Annotated in this window: 18 protein-coding genes; 10 read left to right on the top strand and 8 right to left on the bottom strand. The window is 65.9% G+C overall.

Annotated elements, in window-relative coordinates; genetic code table 11:
• Nucleotides 1-32: 32 nt before the first annotated feature.
• Entirely contained in the window at nt 33-533 is a 501-nt protein-coding gene (locus tag BMX78_RS17170; RefSeq protein WP_091421936.1) for a flavin reductase family protein, read from the bottom strand.
• Between the two features lie 129 nt (nt 534-662).
• On the opposite strand from BMX78_RS17170, the gene BMX78_RS17165 reads away from it, so the two are divergent.
• The 3 genes from BMX78_RS17165 (at nt 663) to nrdR (ending at nt 3,236) form a co-directional block, all read left to right on the top strand.
• On the top strand, nt 663-1,199 hold the full coding sequence (locus tag BMX78_RS17165) for a hypothetical protein (protein ID WP_091421933.1): 537 nt from the start codon (nt 663-665) through the stop codon (nt 1,197-1,199).
• Nucleotides 1,200-1,203: 4 nt separating this feature from the next.
• The gene (hisD, locus tag BMX78_RS17160; protein ID WP_091421930.1) at nt 1,204-2,601 is read left to right on the top strand and encodes a histidinol dehydrogenase; all 1,398 of its coding nucleotides are present in this window, start codon (nt 1,204-1,206) and stop codon (nt 2,599-2,601) included.
• Between the two features lie 128 nt (nt 2,602-2,729).
• The gene (gene nrdR / locus BMX78_RS17155) at nt 2,730-3,236 is read left to right on the top strand and encodes a transcriptional regulator NrdR (RefSeq protein WP_091421926.1); all 507 of its coding nucleotides are present in this window, start codon (nt 2,730-2,732) and stop codon (nt 3,234-3,236) included.
• A 130-nt stretch (nt 3,237-3,366) separates the two neighbouring features.
• Here nrdR and ppgK read toward each other — a convergent pair whose 3' ends face one another.
• Both ppgK and map read right to left on the bottom strand, forming a co-directional pair.
• Nucleotides 3,367-4,170 carry a polyphosphate--glucose phosphotransferase gene (gene ppgK / locus BMX78_RS17150; protein ID WP_091421923.1) on the bottom strand — a complete coding sequence of 268 codons (804 nt, stop codon included), beginning with the start codon at nt 4,168-4,170 and terminating at the stop codon, nt 3,367-3,369.
• Nucleotides 4,171-4,320: 150 nt separating this feature from the next.
• Nucleotides 4,321-5,199 carry a type I methionyl aminopeptidase gene (gene map, locus BMX78_RS17145; protein WP_091421921.1) on the bottom strand — a complete coding sequence of 293 codons (879 nt, stop codon included), beginning with the start codon at nt 5,197-5,199 and terminating at the stop codon, nt 4,321-4,323.
• 121 nt (nt 5,200-5,320) lie between these two features.
• Here map and BMX78_RS22840 point away from each other — a divergent pair, with 121 nt between their 5' ends.
• Entirely contained in the window at nt 5,321-5,488 is a 168-nt protein-coding gene (locus tag BMX78_RS22840) for an SPOR domain-containing protein (RefSeq protein ID WP_139205017.1), read from the top strand.
• 165 nt (nt 5,489-5,653) lie between these two features.
• Here BMX78_RS22840 and panB read toward each other — a convergent pair whose 3' ends face one another.
• Nucleotides 5,654-6,550, bottom strand: a complete 897-nt coding sequence (panB, locus tag BMX78_RS17140) for a 3-methyl-2-oxobutanoate hydroxymethyltransferase (RefSeq protein WP_091421919.1) — start codon at nt 6,548-6,550, stop codon at nt 5,654-5,656.
• A 267-nt stretch (nt 6,551-6,817) separates the two neighbouring features.
• On the opposite strand from panB, the gene glnA (BMX78_RS17135) reads away from it, so the two are divergent.
• From glnA (BMX78_RS17135) to BMX78_RS17115, 5 genes are all read left to right on the top strand, one after another.
• A complete protein-coding gene (glnA, locus tag BMX78_RS17135) occupies nt 6,818-8,158 on the top strand; it encodes a type I glutamate--ammonia ligase (protein ID WP_091421917.1) in 1,341 nt (446 codons plus the stop codon).
• Nucleotides 8,159-8,167: 9 nt separating this feature from the next.
• Entirely contained in the window at nt 8,168-11,179 is a 3,012-nt protein-coding gene (locus tag BMX78_RS17130; protein ID WP_091421913.1) for a bifunctional [glutamine synthetase] adenylyltransferase/[glutamine synthetase]-adenylyl-L-tyrosine phosphorylase, read from the top strand.
• Nucleotides 11,180-11,240: 61 nt separating this feature from the next.
• On the top strand, nt 11,241-11,681 hold the full coding sequence (locus BMX78_RS17125; protein WP_091421912.1) for a VOC family protein: 441 nt from the start codon (nt 11,241-11,243) through the stop codon (nt 11,679-11,681).
• On the top strand, nt 11,675-12,220 hold the full coding sequence (locus BMX78_RS17120; RefSeq protein WP_170850861.1) for a GNAT family N-acetyltransferase: 546 nt from the start codon (nt 11,675-11,677) through the stop codon (nt 12,218-12,220). The genes BMX78_RS17125 and BMX78_RS17120 overlap by 7 nt, the downstream gene beginning before the upstream one ends.
• Before the next feature lie 491 nt (nt 12,221-12,711).
• Nucleotides 12,712-13,161 (top strand): hypothetical protein, encoded by a 450-nt coding sequence (locus tag BMX78_RS17115; RefSeq protein ID WP_139205015.1) that lies wholly within the window; start codon nt 12,712-12,714, stop codon nt 13,159-13,161.
• 152 nt (nt 13,162-13,313) lie between these two features.
• Here BMX78_RS17115 and glnA (BMX78_RS17110) read toward each other — a convergent pair whose 3' ends face one another.
• Nucleotides 13,314-14,738: a type I glutamate--ammonia ligase gene (gene glnA / locus BMX78_RS17110; RefSeq protein ID WP_050055503.1), complete on the bottom strand. Its 1,425-nt coding sequence runs from the start codon at nt 14,736-14,738 to the stop codon at nt 13,314-13,316.
• Between the two features lie 278 nt (nt 14,739-15,016).
• On the opposite strand from glnA (BMX78_RS17110), the gene BMX78_RS17105 reads away from it, so the two are divergent.
• Nucleotides 15,017-15,454, top strand: a complete 438-nt coding sequence (locus tag BMX78_RS17105) for an RDD family protein (protein ID WP_091421906.1) — start codon at nt 15,017-15,019, stop codon at nt 15,452-15,454.
• A gap of 12 nt (nt 15,455-15,466) precedes the next feature.
• Here the strand turns inward: BMX78_RS17105 and BMX78_RS17100 are convergent, their stop codons facing one another.
• From BMX78_RS17100 to BMX78_RS17090, 3 genes are all read right to left on the bottom strand, one after another.
• Nucleotides 15,467-15,904 carry a DUF3817 domain-containing protein gene (locus BMX78_RS17100; RefSeq protein ID WP_502686307.1) on the bottom strand — a complete coding sequence of 146 codons (438 nt, stop codon included), beginning with the start codon at nt 15,902-15,904 and terminating at the stop codon, nt 15,467-15,469.
• A gap of 78 nt (nt 15,905-15,982) precedes the next feature.
• A complete protein-coding gene (locus BMX78_RS17095; RefSeq protein ID WP_091421905.1) occupies nt 15,983-16,735 on the bottom strand; it encodes a DUF4191 domain-containing protein in 753 nt (250 codons plus the stop codon).
• A gap of 101 nt (nt 16,736-16,836) precedes the next feature.
• The coding region (locus BMX78_RS17090) for a lipoyl synthase (protein WP_502686306.1) at nt 16,837-17,274 on the bottom strand (438 nt) is incomplete at its 5' end.

Below are 17,274 nucleotides of genomic sequence, written 5' to 3'. Positions count from 1 at the left end.
GTGCCGCCGTCGTCCTTCGCTCTGGAGGGAAGCTAGATCTCGTAGTCCAGCGGCACGGGCTGCCCGTACGCCCCGCCGTGGTACAGCAGGGGAGAACCCTCGCCGCCCACCTGGCCGTCAACCACCTGGACCACCACCACGGCGTTGTTCTCGAACGAGAGGCGCATCTGCACCTCGCCGATCAGCCAGCCGGCCACGTCCTTCAGCACGGGGACGCCGTGCGGCCCTGCTTCCCAGTGGTCGCCCTCAAAGCGGTTGGTGCCGCGGGCAAAGCGGTCTGCCAGCGCCTGGTTCTCGAGGCCGAGCATGTGGACGCCAATGTAGGTGGTGTTGGCCACGGCAGGCCAGGACCCGGAGCTGCGGGCCATGTTGAACGTAAAGCGTGGCGGTTGAGCGGACAGGGAAGCCACGGACGTGGCGGTGAACCCGAACGGGCGGTCCTGGTAGTTGACCGTGATGATGGCGACGCCGGCCGCGTGGCGCCGGAACATCTCCTTGAACGTCCGCTCGAAGGGCGCCTCAGATTCGGTCACGTGGAACTCCTGGTGGTGGATGGCTTGGTGCTCTCCTTCAACTCTATGGGCCTGCCGGGCAGGCGGGGAATCTCTTGAAGCCCTACGTCCGGGAGTTAAGCGGCCGGAACAACTGTTAAGGTTTGTTGCATGACACAACGGACCGGACGGGCACGTCCGCGGCTGCCCTGGGCCATGCTGGTGCTGCCGGCGGTGGCCGGCATACCGGCGGGGATCCTTTGGTGGCTGCTGGCACCGGGAGGCCTCAACCTCATCACCCGGGACCCCGCCCTTGGCGACGGCGCCCACCCCCAGGTCTGGCTGCCGAGGGACCTGACCCTGGCCGGGCTGCTGGTCTTCGCAGGGTGCCTGCTGGCCGTCTTCCTGGCCGACAAGAAGCGCCAGGATCCGCAGGCAAGCCTCCTCCTGGGGCTTGCCGGTGCCCTGTGCGGTGCAGTCCTGGCGTGGCAGGCGGGGGTGTTGTCCGCGCGCTTGTTCGGCCCGGCCGTCGACGCCACCGCCAACGCCAGTATCGCTTTCTCGTTGCGTGCGCTGCCGGTGCTGCTGCTGTGGCCGGCAGCCACGGCCGTCTCCGTGTTTGTGCTGGAGTTGATGCACCTCCTGGGCAAGAAGGACGACGACGGCCCGGAGGAGGCGCGGCACGCTGCGGTTGGGCCCGTAAAATAATGCGGTGACCATTTCTTCGGAGTTCCCCGCCGTCCCTGCCGCTGCCACCGTGAGCTTCCGCACCGTTGATCTCCGGGGCCGGAACCTGACCCTTGCGGCACTCCGCGCCGCCGTGCCGCGTGCCCAGGGCCAGACAGTGGCCGACGCTGAAGAAAAGGTCCTCGACATCATTTCGGCCGTTCGGAAGGGGGGCTTCGAAGCCCTGGCCGAGCTGGCCCTCCGCTTCGACGGCGTGGAACAGGACCATCCGCTGGTTCCGCAGGCGGCCCTCTCAGCCGCCCTGGAGCAGCTGGATCCGGTGGTGCGCCGGGCGCTGGAGGAATCCATCAGCCGGGCACGCCGTTTTGCCGAGGGCCAGCGGCCGCGCAACGTTGACGTCCAGCTGGGCGACGGCGCCCTGGTGAGCCAGAACTGGGTGCCAGTGGCGCGGGTGGGACTCTATGTTCCCGGCGGCCTGGCGGTCTACCCGTCCTCGGTGATCATGAACGTGGTCCCGGCCCTCGCCGCGGGGGTGGAGTCCATTGCGCTGGCGTCGCCTCCGCAGAAGGAGTTCGGCGGGCTTCCGCACCCCACCATCCTTGCCGCCGCAGCGCTTTTGGGCATCACCGAGGTGTACGCCATCGGCGGGGCGCAGGCTGTTGCCGCGTTCGCCTACGGGGTGCCCGCTGCTGATTCCGGCCCTGCGCTGGAACCGGTGGACGTGGTAACCGGTCCGGGCAACATCTTTGTGGCAACGGCCAAGCGGCTGGTGAAGGGCGTGGTGGGCATCGATTCCGAGGCGGGGACCACGGAGATCGCCATCCTGGCAGACTCCAGCGCGCAGCCGCCCCTGGTTGCCGCCGACCTCATCAGCCAGGCCGAGCACGATCCCAAGGCAGCATCGGTACTGATCACCGATTCGGAGGACCTCGCCGCCGCTGTCCGCGCAGAGCTGGACCTGCAGGCCGCCGCCACCAAGCACTCGGTCCGCGTCCGCGAAGCCCTCTCCGGCCCCCAGTCCGGCGTTGTCCTGGTGGACAACCTCGAGCAGGGCATTGCAGCATGTGACGCATACGCCGCCGAACACCTGGAGATCATGACCCGGGATGCGGCTGCCGTGGCCGGGAGGATCCGTAATGCCGGTGCCATCTTTGTTGGCGACTACAGCCCGGTGTCCCTGGGGGATTACTGCGCCGGATCCAACCACGTGCTGCCTACGAGCGGCACTGCGGCCTTTTCGTCCGGCCTGAACGTCACCACTTTCCTGCGTGCAATCCAGGTGGTGAACTACAGCCGTGAAGCGCTGGCCGAGGTCAGCGGCCACATTGTGAGCCTGTCCGGCGCTGAAGACCTGCCCGCCCACGGGGAAGCTGTCACGGCCCGGTTCCCGGAGCAGCGTGGGGCCTCATCCGCCGACATGTAGTGGTAGTGACTACTACATGTAGTAGTTACAGGCTTGTTATTAGGGTACGGGCGGACGTAAACTGATACGGCTGCAGGGTGTTGCGATACCCCTGCATGTGCCTCATATCAAGCGAAGGAAGGGACGCCATGTACTGTCCGTTCTGCCGCAACCCCGATTCCCGCGTGGTGGACAGCCGCATGGCCGACGACGGCTCGGCCATCCGCCGCCGCCGCCAGTGCCCCGAATGCGGACGCAGATTCACCACCGTGGAAACCACCAGCCTGTCGGTGATCAAGCGGTCCGGCGTGGGGGAGCCCTTCAGCCGCAGCAAAGTCATCAATGGCGTCCGCAAGGCATGCCAGGGCCGGCCGGTCAGCGAGGATGACCTCGCGCTGCTGGCACAGGAAGTCGAAGAGCAGATCCGCTCCTCCGGTGCCGCCGAAATCGACGCCCACGAGGTGGGGCTCGTGATCCTCGGGCCGCTGCAGAAGCTGGACAAGGTAGCCTACCTGCGGTTCGCCAGCGTGTACCAGGCCTTTGAATCCCTCGAAGATTTTGAATCGGCCATTGCCCTGCTCCGCCAGGAAGCCGAGGAGGACGCCGGCGGCATCGCCGCGAAGGGCGCCAAAACCTCCGAAAAGAGCCCGCTCTAACGGCTCACGCCCATCTCCGGTGGTGGCAGTGGAGGGGAAGCCGCAGCCACCACCGGCATCACTTTGAATGCACGAATGCCCCTTCCGAACGGAAGGGGCATTCGTGCATTCAGGAGCGGGCGGGCGCCTTCTACTTGGCGAGCTTGTGCTTCAACGCGATTTCGATGGCGGCGCCCACAATGCCGGCCTCATTGCGCAGGACCGCCGGAACGATGGGCGTGCGGAGCTTGAGGTTGGGAAGGTACTCGTCGGCGCGCTTGGAGATGCCGCCGCCCACAATGAACAGTTCGGGGGAGAACAGGAACTCGACGTGGGAGAAGTAGCGCTGCAGCAGGACGCTGTATTCGTCCCAGGACAGCCCGTCGCGTTCCCGGGCAACGGCGGAGGCCTTGGTCTCGGCATCATGGCCGTCGATCTCCAGGTGGCCGAGTTCGGCGTTCGGTACCAGCTTGCCGTTGAAGATAAAGGCAGAGCCGATGCCGGTGCCCAGGGTAATCACCAGCACGGTACCGGAAACCCCGGCACCGGCACCGTAGCGCGCTTCGGCGAGCCCGGCGGCGTCGGCGTCGTTAATGACCTCGACGGGGCGGCCCAGGCGCTCGGTCAGGAGGGCATCGATGTCCGTGTTGAGCCAGGCTTTGTCCACGTTGGCGGCGGAGTGGACCACTCCGTGCTGGATGATCCCGGGGAACGTTACGCCCACGGGGGAGCCGGCGGCGGGCGCCTCGGGACGGGCGGAAAGCTCGGAGACCACCAGCGCCACTGCCTCGGCTACTGACTCAGGGGTAGCCGGCTGCGGGGTGGGTACCCGGAACCGGTCACCGAGGAGCTTGCCCTTTTTCAGGTCGACGATGCCGCCCTTGATTCCCGTGCCTCCGATGTCGATGCCGATCAGCGGGGCGTTCTTGTGCGACTTCTCGTCCTTCTTGGCCAATGGGTTTTCCGTTCGTGGCAGGGGCGGGCAGGGGAGGGGCGGCGGGCAGCCGGCCCGGTTGTTGCTAAGTCTGCGGTGGCTGCTGGTCAGCAGCGGCGGTTCTGTTACCGGCGGCGGCACTTTATCGCGTCCGACGCCGGTGCCGGCTGGTCAGGGGAGCGTGAGGATCTCGGCGCCGGTATCCGTGACCAGCAGGGTGTGCTCAAACTGGGCGGTGCGCTTGCGGTCCTTGGTCACCACTGTCCAGTCATCGGCCCACATGTCCCATTCCACCGTCCCCAGCGTGAGCATCGGTTCAATAGTGAACACCATGCCGGCTTCGATGACGGTGTTGTAGGCGGGGGCGGCATCGTAGTGCGGGATGATCAGCCCGGTGTGGAACGCTTCGCCAACGCCGTGCCCGGTGAAATCCCGGACCACGCCGTAGCCGAAACGCTTGGCGTAGGACTGGATGGCGCGGCCGATCACGTTGATCTCCCGCCCGGGGGCAACCGCCTTGATGGCCCGGTTCAGGGATTCCTGCGTCCGTTCCACCAGGAGACGCGACTCATCGTCAACATCGCCCACCAGGAAGGTGTAGTTGGTGTCCCCGTGGACGCCGCCGATAAAGGCGGTGATATCGATATTGATGATGTCGCCGTCCTGGACCACTGTGCTGTCCGGAATCCCGTGGCAGATGACCTCGTTCACGGACGAGCACAGGGACTTCGGGAATCCCCGGTACCCGAGGGTGGAGGGATAGGCGTGGTGGTCAAGGAGGAACTCGTGGCCCACCTTGTCCAGGTGGTCCGTGGTGACGCCGGGTTCGATGTGCTTGCCCACCTCGACGATCGCCTGTGCGGCGATTTTGGCGGCCACCCGGATCTTCTCGATGGTCTCTGCGGACTTGACCTCCGAGCCGGTGAATTTGGCGGGCGCCGGCTTGCCGACATACTCCGGCCGGGGGATGGACGCCGGTACTGGACGCTGCGGGCCCACGGTTCCCGGGGTGAGGGTGCCGATGGGTGCAGTCGAGGCAAGGGAAGGCATAGATTGATCATATAAGGCACCACAGAAGGCCTAACAACCGGGAGCCGCGTCCGTGACGCGTAAGAATTTAAGTTACGCGCGTCACGTAAGCAGCTTCCTGCCGGCGGAACGGGGAAGAGCGATGACCGAGTACTGGTACAACATCAAGACCCACGAGGTGGAGGAGGACCGGCTTTCGGACTGGAGCCAGCTGATCGGACCCTACAAAACCAGGGAAGAGGCCGAGCACGCACTTGAAAAGGTCCGCGCACGCAATGAGGCGTGGGACAAGCAGGACGACGACGACTGACGGCTTTGCCGGGCAGGGCGTCTTGGCGGCACTACTCCGCGGACTGCCTCGGCCGCGGGCGGCCTCACCTTGACGTCCGCTTCCGCAGTACCCCCAAGACGCCATCAAGGCGCCAGGACGGTTGCCGGCTGCCGGCCCCGGTGCCGTTAGTCGGCGCCGCCGGGCTTAGAAAGAATGTTCCGGGCCGGGAAACTGGCCTGACCGTACGTCCTCGCCGTACGCAGTGGCTGCGTCAAGCAGCGTGGTGCGCAGGTCCGCGTACTGCTTGACGAATTTGGCCATCCTGCCGCCCCGGAGGCCGGCCATGTCCTGCCACACGAGCACCTGGCCGGTGGTTTCCTTACCGGCGCCGATGCCAACGGTGGGAACCGTGACGGCCGCGTCCACCGCCGCCGCAGTCTCGGCGGGAACCATTTCCATCAACACGCTGAAGGCGCCCGCCTCAGCCAGCGCGACGGCGTCGTCAATCAACCTCTGGGCGTCGTCGCCGCGGCCCTGCACGCGGTACCCGCCCAGCGCGTGCTCGCTTTGCGGCGTGAAGCCGATGTGGGCCATAACGGGAATCCCGGCCTGCACCATGGCCCGGACAGTAGGGGCGTAATACTTGCCGCCCTCGATCTTGACCGCGTGCGCGAGGCCCTCCTTCAGGAACCGCACACCAGCGGCGACAGCCTGCTCCGGCGAGACCTCGTAGCTGCCGAACGGCAGGTCGGCCACCACCAGCGCGCGCTTGGCCGAACGCGCCACAGCGCGGCACAGGGGAAGCAGTTCGTCCACAGTCACCGGAAGGCTGGTTTCGTTGCCGAAGACATTGTTTGAGGCCGAGTCCCCCACGAGGAGCACCTCGATGCCGGCGGCATCGAAGATCTCTGCCGTGTACTGCTCATAGGCGGTCAGCATGGCAAACTTCGTGCCGGCATCCTTGGCCTGCTGGAGATGGTGGATCCGGACCTTTGCCGGTTTCCGCGCGGAGGCAGCCGGGCCGCCCTGCGCAGGTCCGCTGCCATAGGGGGCGGGAACGTCTGCGGGCGCGCTGGAATCGGAGCTGTTGCTTGAGGCCATGGCATGAGCGTAGTGCCGCACCTGCCGTCCTAGCTACCGGTTGCGGGCACCGACCAGGTGATTCGCGTCATATGGGCGGGGGGCCCTGGCCGCAACGCCGGTGGTGTGGCCCGTGCGCGTCAGGGGTTCCGGTGTGTTAATGCTGTGTTACGCGCCCCGCCGTCTCCAGCATCGCCGCCAATTGCTTAGTACAGTGTTGGTGAACTGCTTTCCGGCTTCCTCCTCTGCGGACCGGGGCATGGACGTTGACCGACAGAAGAGGCCATCATGGACCGCCAGCAAGAGTTTGTCCTGCGCACTATCGAAGAGCGCGACGTACGTTTCGTGCGCCTGTGGTTCACCGACGTCGTGGGTTCACTCAAGTCCGTGGCCCTGGCGCCCGCCGAAGTTGAGGGCGCCTTCGAGGAAGGCCTCGGCTTCGATGGTTCAGCCATTGAAGGGCTCGCCCGCGTTTTCGAATCCGACATGCTGGCACAGCCGGACCCCTCCACCTTCCAGATCCTGCCGTGGCGCGGCGAAACCGAGCAGACCTCGCGCATGTTCTGCGACATCCTCACCCCCGACGGCGAGCCCTCCGCCGCCGATCCCCGCAACGTCCTCAAGCGCACCCTGGCCAAAGCGGCGGACATGGGGTTCACCTGCTACACCCACCCCGAGATCGAGTTCTACCTCCTCAAATCGCAGGAGCCGGGACCGGACGGGGCTCCCGTGCCCGTCGATGAGGGCGGCTACTTTGACCACGTACCGGGCGGCGTAGCGCAGGATTTCCGCCGGACCGCCGTGACCATGCTGGAATCCGTGGGAATCTCCGTCGAGTTCAGCCACCACGAGGCCGGGCCGGGCCAAAACGAAATCGACCTCCGGTACGCCGATGCGCTGCAAACCGCGGACAACATCATGACGTTCCGCACCGTGATCAAGGAAGTGGCGCTCCAGCAGGGCACCTACGCCACGTTTATGCCCAAGCCCTTCACCGCGCACCCCGGCTCCGGCATGCACACGCACTTCTCCCTGTTCGAGGGCGACACCAACGCCTTCTACGAGGCCGGCGCGGAGTTCCAGCTGTCCAAGACCGCCCGCCAGTTCATTGCCGGCATCCTCAAGCACGCCCCTGAATTCACGGCCGTCACCAACCAGTTCGTGAACTCCTACAAGCGCCTCTGGGGCGGCGGCGAGGCCCCGAGCTACCTGAGCTGGGGACACAACAACCGTTCCGCGCTGGTCCGCGTTCCGCTGTACAAGCCGGGCAAGGGCCAGTCCGCCCGGATCGAATACCGCGGCATCGATTCAGCAGCCAACCCCTACCTTGCCTACGCCGTCCTGCTGGGCGCAGGCCTCAAGGGCATCGAAGAGGGCTACGACCTGCCGGCCGCTGCCGAGGACGACGTCTGGTCGCTGAGTTCGGCCGAACGCCGCGCCATGGGCCATGACCCCCTTCCCGCCAGCCTGCATGACGCCATCAGGTCCATGGAGGATTCGGAGCTGATGCCGCAGATCCTGGGCGAGCAGGTCTTCGAACACTTCCTGCGCAACAAGCGCGCCGAGTGGCAGGACTACCGCCTCCAGGTCACGCCCTACGAACTGCAGCGCAACCTGGGCATCCTCTAGGGAGCGGTGGTGAGCCTCGCACGGCGCCTGATCTCCGCCGGCTTCAGCGATCTCGAAAAGGGCGAGCGGTTCCTCGCTGCCCGCGAGCTCGAAGGACTGGACGAAGACAGGCTCTTTGCCGGGCTCCAGATGGCTGCCAGCCCGGATACAGCCCTGCAGTCCCTGGTCCGCCTGATCGAAAAGCATCCGGCCCTGCGGGAGCTTGCGGCCGCCGACCCCGAGACCAGCGAGCCGCTGTACCGCGTCCTGGGAGCGTCCGAGGCGCTGGGGGAGTTCCTGATCCGCCACCCTGAACACCTGTCCGCCTTTGAAGTGCGGCCCAGCCCTGAACCCCAGCCGGCCGATCCGCAGGAGCTTCGCGCCACCCTGTTGCAGTCCGTGGGCGCCGATCCCCGGGCCGCGCGGCCGGTGGCAGCAACCACCGGAACCGACGCCTATGCGGCCCTTCGGACGGCCTACCGCAGGGGCGTTGTGGACCTGGCAGTCAAGGACCTGTGCGCCGCGGACCCGCTGGACTTCATGCCGTCGGTGGGCGGGGAGCTCGCCGATCTCGCGGGCGCCGCCATTGAGGCCGCCCTTGCCGTCTCGCGTGCCGAAGCGGCCGGCCAGTTCAGCGCCGCGGACGTGGCCGACGTCGGCCTGGCTGTTATTGGCATGGGCAAATGCGGGGCCCGCGAGCTGAACTACATTTCCGACGTCGATGTGATCTACGTGGTGGAGCCGGGCAGCCTCGACGACGCTGCCACTGCCACCATCGGCACGGCCCTTGCCAGCGGAATCTCCCGGGCCATCTCATCGGTGGCCCGCGAACCCGGGCTCTGGGAGGTGGACGCGAACCTGCGGCCGGAGGGTAAATCCGGGCCCCTGGTCCGGACCCTGGCCTCACACCAGACGTACTATGCGCGGTGGGCGGAGAGTTGGGAGTTCCAGGCACTGCTCAAAGCACGCACCATCGCCGGTGACGCTGCCCTCGGCCAACTGTACGAAGAGGCCATCACGCCGCTGATCTGGAGTTCGGCCAGCCGCGACGGCTTTGTCGAATCAGTCCAGGCCATGCGCCGCCGCGTCACCGAACACATCCCGCCCGCGGAGGAACAGCGGCAGATCAAACTGGGCCGCGGCGGACTGCGGGACGTTGAGTTCACCGTCCAGCTGCTCCAGCTGGTGCACGGCAAATCCGATGAATCACTCCGCCGGCGCGACACCACGTCCGCCATTGCCGCACTATCCGCAGGCGGCTACATTGGGCGAGCCGATGCAGCAGCCTTCGACAACGCCTACCGGTACCTGCGGCTCCTGGAGCACCGCATCCAGCTCTTCCAGCTGCGCAGGACCCACCTCATGCCGGTGGGCGAACCGGCACTGCGTGCACTTGCCAAGGCGGTGCTCGGCCCGTTTTCCAACGAACGCCCGCACCCGGACGCCCTGCTCACTGCCTGGCAGAAGACCAAGCGCTCGGTGCGTGAGCTGCATGAACGGATCTTCTACCGGCCCCTGCTCAACACCGCCGCCAAGCTCAGCAGCGAGGACGCCAAGCTGACGCCCGAGGCCGCCGAGGGCCGGCTCGCCGCCCTTGGTTACCGGGACCCGAAGGGTGCCATGCGCCACATCGAGGCCCTCACGGCCGGCGTGAGCCGCCGGGCCGCACTGCAGCGGCAGCTGCTGCCCATCCTGCTGGACTGGCTGGCCGAAGGCGTGGATCCCGACGGCGGCCTCCTCGCCTTCCGCCGGGTCAGCGAAGCCCTGGGCACCACCCACTGGTACCTGGGCATGCTCCGGGACTCCAAGGCCGCCGCGGAGCGGTTATGCCATGTGCTGGCCAACTCGCGGCTGATCGCCGACCTGCTGGAAGTGTCCCCGGAATCGGTGGCCTGGCTTGGCCATGACAAGGACCTGGTGCCGGTGACCTTTGAGGCACAGTGGCAGGAGATCACCTCCAAGATGTCCCGCCATGCAGATCCGGAAAGTGCCATGCGGCTGATCCGGCTGATCAGGCGGCGCGAGACGCTGCGGGTTGCCATCGCCGACTCCGCCGGTCTCCTGGACCAGGATCGCGTGGGAGCCGCCCTGGCGGACGCCGACCGGGCCGCGGTGCTGGGCGCACTGCGCGTGGCCGAAGGAATCGTCTCAGCCAAGGGGCCACTGAAAACCGCTGTCCTGGTGGTTGCCATGGGCCGGCAGGGCGGGCGCGAGATCGGCTACGGGTCCGACGCCGACGTGATGTACGTCCACCGGGCCTTGCCGGGCTTCTCGGAGGAAGAAGCGCAGGAGCAGGCCTCGCGGATCGTGTCCAAGGTCTCCAGCCTCCTCACCCAGCCATTGAAGCCGGCCATCATGGCCGAACGGGTCCTCCAGGTGGACGCGGACCTGCGCCCCGAGGGCAAGAACGGTGCGATGGTGCGCTCCCTGGATTCCTACGCCGAGTACTACCGCCGCTGGTCCCTGATCTGGGAGGCCCAGGCACTGCTGCGTGCCAGGCCCATGGCCGGCGACGACTCCCTGGCTGCGGACTTCCTCGAACTCATCGATCCCATCCGCTACCCGGAGTCCGTATCCGAGCAGGACGTACGCGAAATCAGGCGGATCAAAGCACGGGTGGAGTCCGAACGCCTGCCCCGGGGGGCCGATCCTGCCCGGCACCTCAAGCTGGGCCGCGGCGGGCTCAGCGACGTCGAATGGCTGGTCCAGTTGCTGCAGCTGCAGCATGCGGGCAAACACCCGCAGCTGCGTACCACCTCAACCGTGGGTGCACTGCAGGAGGCAACCCAGCTTGGCCTGCTGGCGGCCGACGATGCCGACCTCCTGGCGGCTGCCTGGCGTTTGGCCAGCCGGATCAGGTCCGCCAACGTCATCTGGAGCGGCAAGGCCTCGGACCTGCTGCCGTCTTCGCGGCGCGACCTGGAAGCCGTGGCACGCTGGTGCGGTTACGAACCAGGCCAGGCCGCGGCCCTGGAGGAGGACTACCTGCGGGTCAGCCGGCGGGCCCGTGCCGTCTTCGAACGGGTCTTCTACGGCCAGTAACCCCTGAACCGCCCATAGTGCGCGGCTGACAGTTGTCAGGGCCCGGTGCTACGTTGAGCCCATGGCTAACCAACTCTTCCTCAACCTGCCCGTCCAGGACCTCAAGCGCTCGGTGGACTTCTTCAGTTCCCTCGGCTTCACCTTCAACCCGGACTTCACCGACGAGAACGCCACCTGCATGGTGGTCAACGAGAACGCGTACGTGATGCTGCTCGTACAGGACTATTTCAAGACCTTCACCAGGAAGGACGTCGCGGACAACACGGGTTCAGCGGAAGCGATCATCGCCTATTCCGTGGACAGCCGGGAAGCCGTGGACGAGGCAGTGCGCACCGCGCTGGCCAACGGCGGTTCAGTGTCCGAGGATCTCCACGACTACGGCTTTATGTACAACCACAGCTTCCAGGACCCTGACGGACACCTCTGGGAGGTCTTCTGGATGGATCCCGCAGGAGCGCCCGCCGAGGCCACCGCGGGCGAATCCGCGGGCCAACAATCCTGACCGGAACGGGTGGGGGCGTCTGGCTGATTTCACTCCGGGATATCGACGACGACGCCCGGGCCATCCAACTGGAAGCCGTGGCCGGACTCGAACTTTTGCCCGGGCAGGGGAAATTTGTTGGCGATCCGCTGCGGATGGCCCTGGCCGGCCTGGCTGAGGAGTCACGACGTCCGTACGTGATTGAAGCCAATGGCCAGGCCGTGGGGGTGCTCACTCTGCAGGCAGGGGCAGCCAGGCTTGCCGGCTGGCCCGACGACGATTCCGCCTGGCTGCTGCGCGGTTTCCTCATCGACCGGCGGCAGCAGGGCAAAGGCTACGGTCCGCAGGGGGCGGCCGCCGCTGCGGCGGCCGCGGAGAAACTCAGCAGCCGGCAGCAGAGCCGGGAGGCCGGCGTCGTCCTCTCCGTCAACGAAGCCAATCCCGCGGGCCTGGCCGCCTACCGCCGCGCCGGATTCGAGGACCGCGGCCAGTACCTGGGCGGGTCCTCAGGCCCCCAACGAACCCTGTACCGGGCCTTTGCTGCGGCCCGCCGGCCGTAACCGGACCGCCCGGCGTTGCACTCGGTGCCGGATTGGCACATCATGTGGACTGGCGGTGTTCTTCAAACCTTGTTGGGGGGAAGGCTTCATTTAGTCTTCGTCTCGGGGGACATTCGCCAGGGGATCCGGCTCCCGGTCTCAGCACGTCTGGAGCCGGATCCCCACCTTATGGGGAGTTGCTCCCGGTTCCCGGGATACCGGGCGATCCGGCACTTCCACAGTGTTCCCCGGGCCCCTATGCTGGGGGCTACATACAGATAGCTCTGGGGGCTGCAAACACAGTTTGGGAAGCCATGAAGCAGATCAGGACCGCCGCGCCGGCCGTTGTTTTGTTGCTCGCAGCGTGTTCAGCGCCGGCGCCTGTGCAAGGCGGCCCGCCGGCTGGCGGGGCCGGCCCAAGCGCGGCTCAATCATCGGCCACGCCACCAGGCACGACGCCGGCAGGACTCTACGGGCTCACTACGGCCTCGGGCGCCCATATTACTTTTACGTTGCCGGCACCTGCGACCGACCCTGCTGTAGCTGCAATCGAGGCCTACCGGGTCAAGGTCGGAGCAGCGCCTGTTTCATACCTCGTGGCGGACGTGGACAACCGCACCGGCACGGCACCAGTGAATCTGTATATGGTGAGCGCCTCCAGTCCTGAAGGACGGCAAGCCACGTTCACCAGTGTCGCCGATGCTCTCCATAGCTGGGCACCCACGTTCAGTTACGACTACAAGTGGTCCATGGATGGCAAACGCCTGGACGAGGCACAAGGCGCCGGGTTGAAGCGTGAGGCTGATGAGTTGTACAACGCGGACATCAGTGACGTGGACATAGCGGAGCGAACTACTGTCATTCTCGCGTCAAGTGACGCCGACCTGCCCGCGGGTTTCAGCAGGGTGGCCGTACAACCATCAGTTACGGGCAGTGAAGAGGAAGCACAGCCGGTCCGTTGACGCTGCATCCGGGACATGCGAGCCGGAAACTCTGGCGGATCCGGACAGCAGTAAGGCCGGCCTCAAGGGAAACCTTGAAGCCGGCCTTTCCTGTATGAAAGATCCCTTGCGGACTGTTTGCGGGCTATGCCCGCGTCAGCCGCAGAGCCTGGCTAGACGCCGTAGTAGAGCTCGAACTCGTAGGGGTTCGGGCGCAGCGACAGCGGGCGGATTTCGTTTTCGTACTTGTACTCGATCCAGGTGTCGATCAGGTCCTGGGTGAAGACGCCGCCGGCCTGCAGGAACTCGTTGTCCTCGGCCAGGGCTTCCAGGGCTTCCTCGAGCGTGCCCGGAGCCTTGGGGATGTCCTTGGCTTCCTCAGCGGGGAGCTCGTAGAGGTCCTTGTCGATGGGTGCCGGCGGCTCGATGCGGTTGCGGATGCCGTCGATGCCGGCCATCAGCTGGGCAGCGAAGGCCAGGTACGGGTTGGAGGAGGGGTCCGGAGCGCGGAACTCGATGCGCTTGGCCTTGGGGTTGGTGCCCGTGATGGGGATACGGATACCGGCGGAGCGGTTGCCCTGCGAGTAGACCATGTTGACCGGGGCTTCGAAGCCCTTGACCAGGCGGCGGTAGGAGTTCACCGTCGGGTTGGTGAAGGCCAGGACGGCGGAGGCGTGCTTGAGCAGGCCGCCGATGTACCAGCGGGCGGTGTCGGACAGGCCGGCGTAGCCCTTCTCGTCGTAGAACAGCGGCTCGCCGCCGTTCCACAGCGACTGGTGGCAGTGCATGCCGGAGCCGTTGTCACCGAAGACCGGCTTGGGCATGAAAGTCACGGACTTGCCCCAGGCGTCTGCGGTGTTCTTGATGACGTACTTGAACTTCTGCAGGTCGTCGGCAGCGTGCGTCAGGGTGGTGAACTTGTAGTTGATCTCGGCCTGGCCGGCAGATCCAACTTCGTGGTGGCTGCGCTCGACCTCAAGGCCGGCTTCGTCCAGGGCAACGCACATGGCGTCTCGGAGGTCGGCCTGCTTGTCGGTGGGGGAGACCGGGAAGTAACCGCCCTTGACGGGGGTCTTGTAGCCGAGGTTTCCGCCCTCTTCCTCGCGGCCGGTGTTCCAGTGTGCTTCCTCGGAATCGATCTTGTAGAAGCTGCCCTGCGGGGAGGACTGGTACTGGACGTTGTCGAAGACGAAGAACTCTGCTTCGGGAGCGAAGAATGCGGTGTCTGCGATGCCGGTGGAGGCCAGGTAGGCTTCGGCCTTCTCAGCCACGCCGCGGGGGTCGCGGTGGTAGGGATCGCCCGTGCGGGGGTTGACGATGGAGAAGTTCAGCGCGAGGGTCTTTTCCATGCGGAAGGTGTCCAGGAACGCGGTGGTGACGTCCGGGATCAGCTGCATGTCGGACTCGGCGATGCCCTGGAAGCCGCGGATGGAGGATCCGTCGAAGAGCTGGCCGTTGATGAAGAAGTCGGCGTCAACGCTCTTGGCCGGGACGTTAAAGTGCTGCTGGACACCCGGGAGATCGGTGAAGCGGATATCGACGAACTTAATATCTTCGTCCTTGATGAACTTGAGGACTTCGTCCGCAGTCTTGAACATCTATGCTCCTAACGCATATGTAAATATCTGGCGTGACAGCCATCTGATCCAACGCAATCCAAAGGCAGGGAGACCACTGGGTTTCCCTGCTGATGTGCACCCTGCCGGGGGATTCGCTTGAAACTGCTAACAGCCTATGGATGGGGCATTTCCCGTCCGTGTCCGTATTGTTTCGGGCAGGTTACAGAATGCCCTGATATGGCAACGCTACTGGCCGTCCACACTGTGGTCTAACCGCATCCACACTGTGGGCGGGTGAACACGCGTAAGCTTGGACGGTGGTAGATCGCAAAGACCTCGGTTCCTGGCTCACTGGCCCCGACACCTCCGGCATATCCAGGTATCCGGGTGAGCGGCTTGGCCTGCCGGAGTCCGGTCCCGGTTCCATCGCACGGGCAGGCCGCCGGATCGTTGCGCTCATGATCGACTGGGGCATCGCGCTGTTGATCAGCAACTTCGCTTTTGGCGGCGACGCCTGGGCAAACCTGGCCATTTTCGCCGTCGAGCAGATCCTCCTGGTCGGCACCCTTGGCTACAGCATCGGGCACCGTGCCATGGGCATCCACGTGGTGCGGGCCGGCGGCGGAGCGCCGGGGCCGCTCGCTGGCCTGGTGAGGTCTCTGCTGCTGTGCCTGGTGTTCCCCGCCGTGGTTTTCGATCCCGACCATCGCGGACTCCATGACAAGGCGATGAATACGCTCCTGCTGCGCCGCTAGGATCCGCGGGCGTCAGGCCCTGCTGGTTTCCCTGAGGGGTCTCGACCCGCCCGCCGAAAGGTGTCCCCGCCTGCCTGCCCAGCGCTCGAACCAGAGGGTGGCGAAGGGGAAAACAGCCGAGATCCCGGCAAACAACGCCACTATGAACGGCCACCGCTGCAGCCGCCAGAGCGCCAGCGCCGTGATCCCGTAGCCAACGAACAGGGCTCCGTGGATGGGGCCGGCCACCTGCACGCCGATTTCCGTGGTGCCGGCAATCCATTTGAAGTACATGCCGATCAGGAGCGCGGCCCAGCTGAACGCTTCAGCGATGGCGAAGATCCGGAAGGCGCGCAGCGCCAAGGATTTGACGGGCGGTACGGCGTCGCCCTGGGTTGCCTGTTCCTCGTTGACGTGGGCCTCGTTGACCTGGACGTCCGCCTGGTCCTCTTTCAGATTGCTGTGGTTCACGCTGTCCTGTCCTCCTGGCAGTATTGGTGCACTAAAAAGCCCCGGTACCGGCAGGTAGCCGGTACCGGGGCTTTTGGCCTAACGTCCGCGGTTGGGGCGGGCCTTGTAGGGGTCGATGCCCTTGGGAATGGGGAGCCGGGTGCCCAGCGAAGCGATCCGCTTGGAGACCGCATTGACTTCGAGCTTGGTCAGTTCGTTCTTCATTTTGCCCATTTTCTTTGCCACCTGGCTGATGGGCACCTGGCCCTCGCCGCGTCCGCTTTCAATGACGTGGACGGTGACGTTGGGCAGGATCCGGGCAAGGCGCTTGCGTTCTGCGTCCAGCAGCGGCTTCACGCGGTGGCTGGGCCCTTCACTGACCAGCACGACGCCGGGGCGTCCAATGGCGCGGAACACGGCGTCTTGCGTGCGGGGATTGACGGCAACGGGCTGGTCCTCGGTGATCCAGCCGCGGCGGAGCGTTCCCAGTGCGGCGCCGGAGGCGCCCGGCTGGTTTTCGATCTGGGCGAAGGCAGCGCGCTCGGCTCGGCGCGACAGGATCAGCGTGGCACCGAGCAGGCCCAGCGGGATGCCGATGATGAGGCCGGTAATCCAGTTTTCCAGCCAGAAGCCCACCAGGAAGCTGACGGCCACAACACCGAGGAACACCAGCAGCATCAGCCACGGGACCATGGGGTCGTGGCGGCGGGTCATGTTGAAAACTTCGCCGATCTGCTTGAGCCGGCTGGGCTTCTTGACCTTCGCTTCTTTCGGCTTGCGGGAGAAGAGGCCGCGCTTGACTGCGCTCGAGCCCGCAGGAGTGGGGTTGCTGGAATCAGGGGATTTCGCCATAGTGCCTCAATTCTACGTGACCAAAGCCGAAGGGCCGGCACCGGAGTTCTCCGGTGCCGGCCCTTCGGGGTGTTGTCTTTTGGCGTCTGGGATGGTTGGTGTCAGGAATGCGCGGCGAGCAGTGAGCTGGCTTCCTGGCGGGTGGTTCCGGAGTCCTGGATGCCCTCGGCGATGTGGGCGAGTTCGGCGGGGATGTCCCGGCCTTTCTTGCGCATGGCAGTGGCCCAGAGCCGGCCGGCGCGGTAGGAGGAGCGCACCAGGGGGCCGGACATCACGCCGAGGAAGCCGATCTCGGTGGCCTCGTCCTGGAGGTCCACGAACTCCTGGGGCTTGACCCACCGGTCTACCGGCAGGTGCCGCTCGGACGGGCGCAGGTACTGGGTGATGGTGATCAGGTCGCACCCGGCCTCATGCAGGTCCCGCAGGGCTTCGGAGATCTCTTCGCGGGTTTCGCCCATGCCCAGGATCAGGTTGGACTTGGTCACCATACCCAGGTTCCGGCCCTGCGTGATCACATCCAGGGACCGCTCGTACCGGAA

The sequence above is a fragment of the Arthrobacter sp. OV608 genome, assembly GCA_900110595.1.
Lineage (GTDB): Bacteria > Actinomycetota > Actinomycetes > Actinomycetales > Micrococcaceae > Arthrobacter.
This window is presented reverse-complemented; position numbering and strand designations above follow the sequence as displayed.

What these genes read in the sequence shown, in the direction of transcription:
- glnA (WP_091421917.1), top strand. Translation starts at nt 6,818, where the DNA reads ATGGACCGCCAGCAAGAGTTTGTCCTGCGCACTATCGAAGAGCGCGAC.
- glnA (WP_050055503.1), bottom strand. Translation starts at nt 14,738, where the DNA reads ATGTTCAAGACTGCGGACGAAGTCCTCAAGTTCATCAAGGACGAAGAT.
- BMX78_RS17125 (WP_091421912.1), top strand. Translation starts at nt 11,241, where the DNA reads ATGGCTAACCAACTCTTCCTCAACCTGCCCGTCCAGGACCTCAAGCGC.
- map (WP_091421921.1), bottom strand. Translation starts at nt 5,199, where the DNA reads ATGCCTTCCCTTGCCTCGACTGCACCCATCGGCACCCTCACCCCGGGA.
- BMX78_RS22840 (WP_139205017.1), top strand. Translation starts at nt 5,321, where the DNA reads ATGACCGAGTACTGGTACAACATCAAGACCCACGAGGTGGAGGAGGAC.
- BMX78_RS17165 (WP_091421933.1), top strand. Translation starts at nt 663, where the DNA reads ATGACACAACGGACCGGACGGGCACGTCCGCGGCTGCCCTGGGCCATG.
- nrdR (WP_091421926.1), top strand. Translation starts at nt 2,730, where the DNA reads ATGTACTGTCCGTTCTGCCGCAACCCCGATTCCCGCGTGGTGGACAGC.
- BMX78_RS17095 (WP_091421905.1), bottom strand. Translation starts at nt 16,735, where the DNA reads ATGGCGAAATCCCCTGATTCCAGCAACCCCACTCCTGCGGGCTCGAGC.
- panB (WP_091421919.1), bottom strand. Translation starts at nt 6,550, where the DNA reads ATGGCCTCAAGCAACAGCTCCGATTCCAGCGCGCCCGCAGACGTTCCC.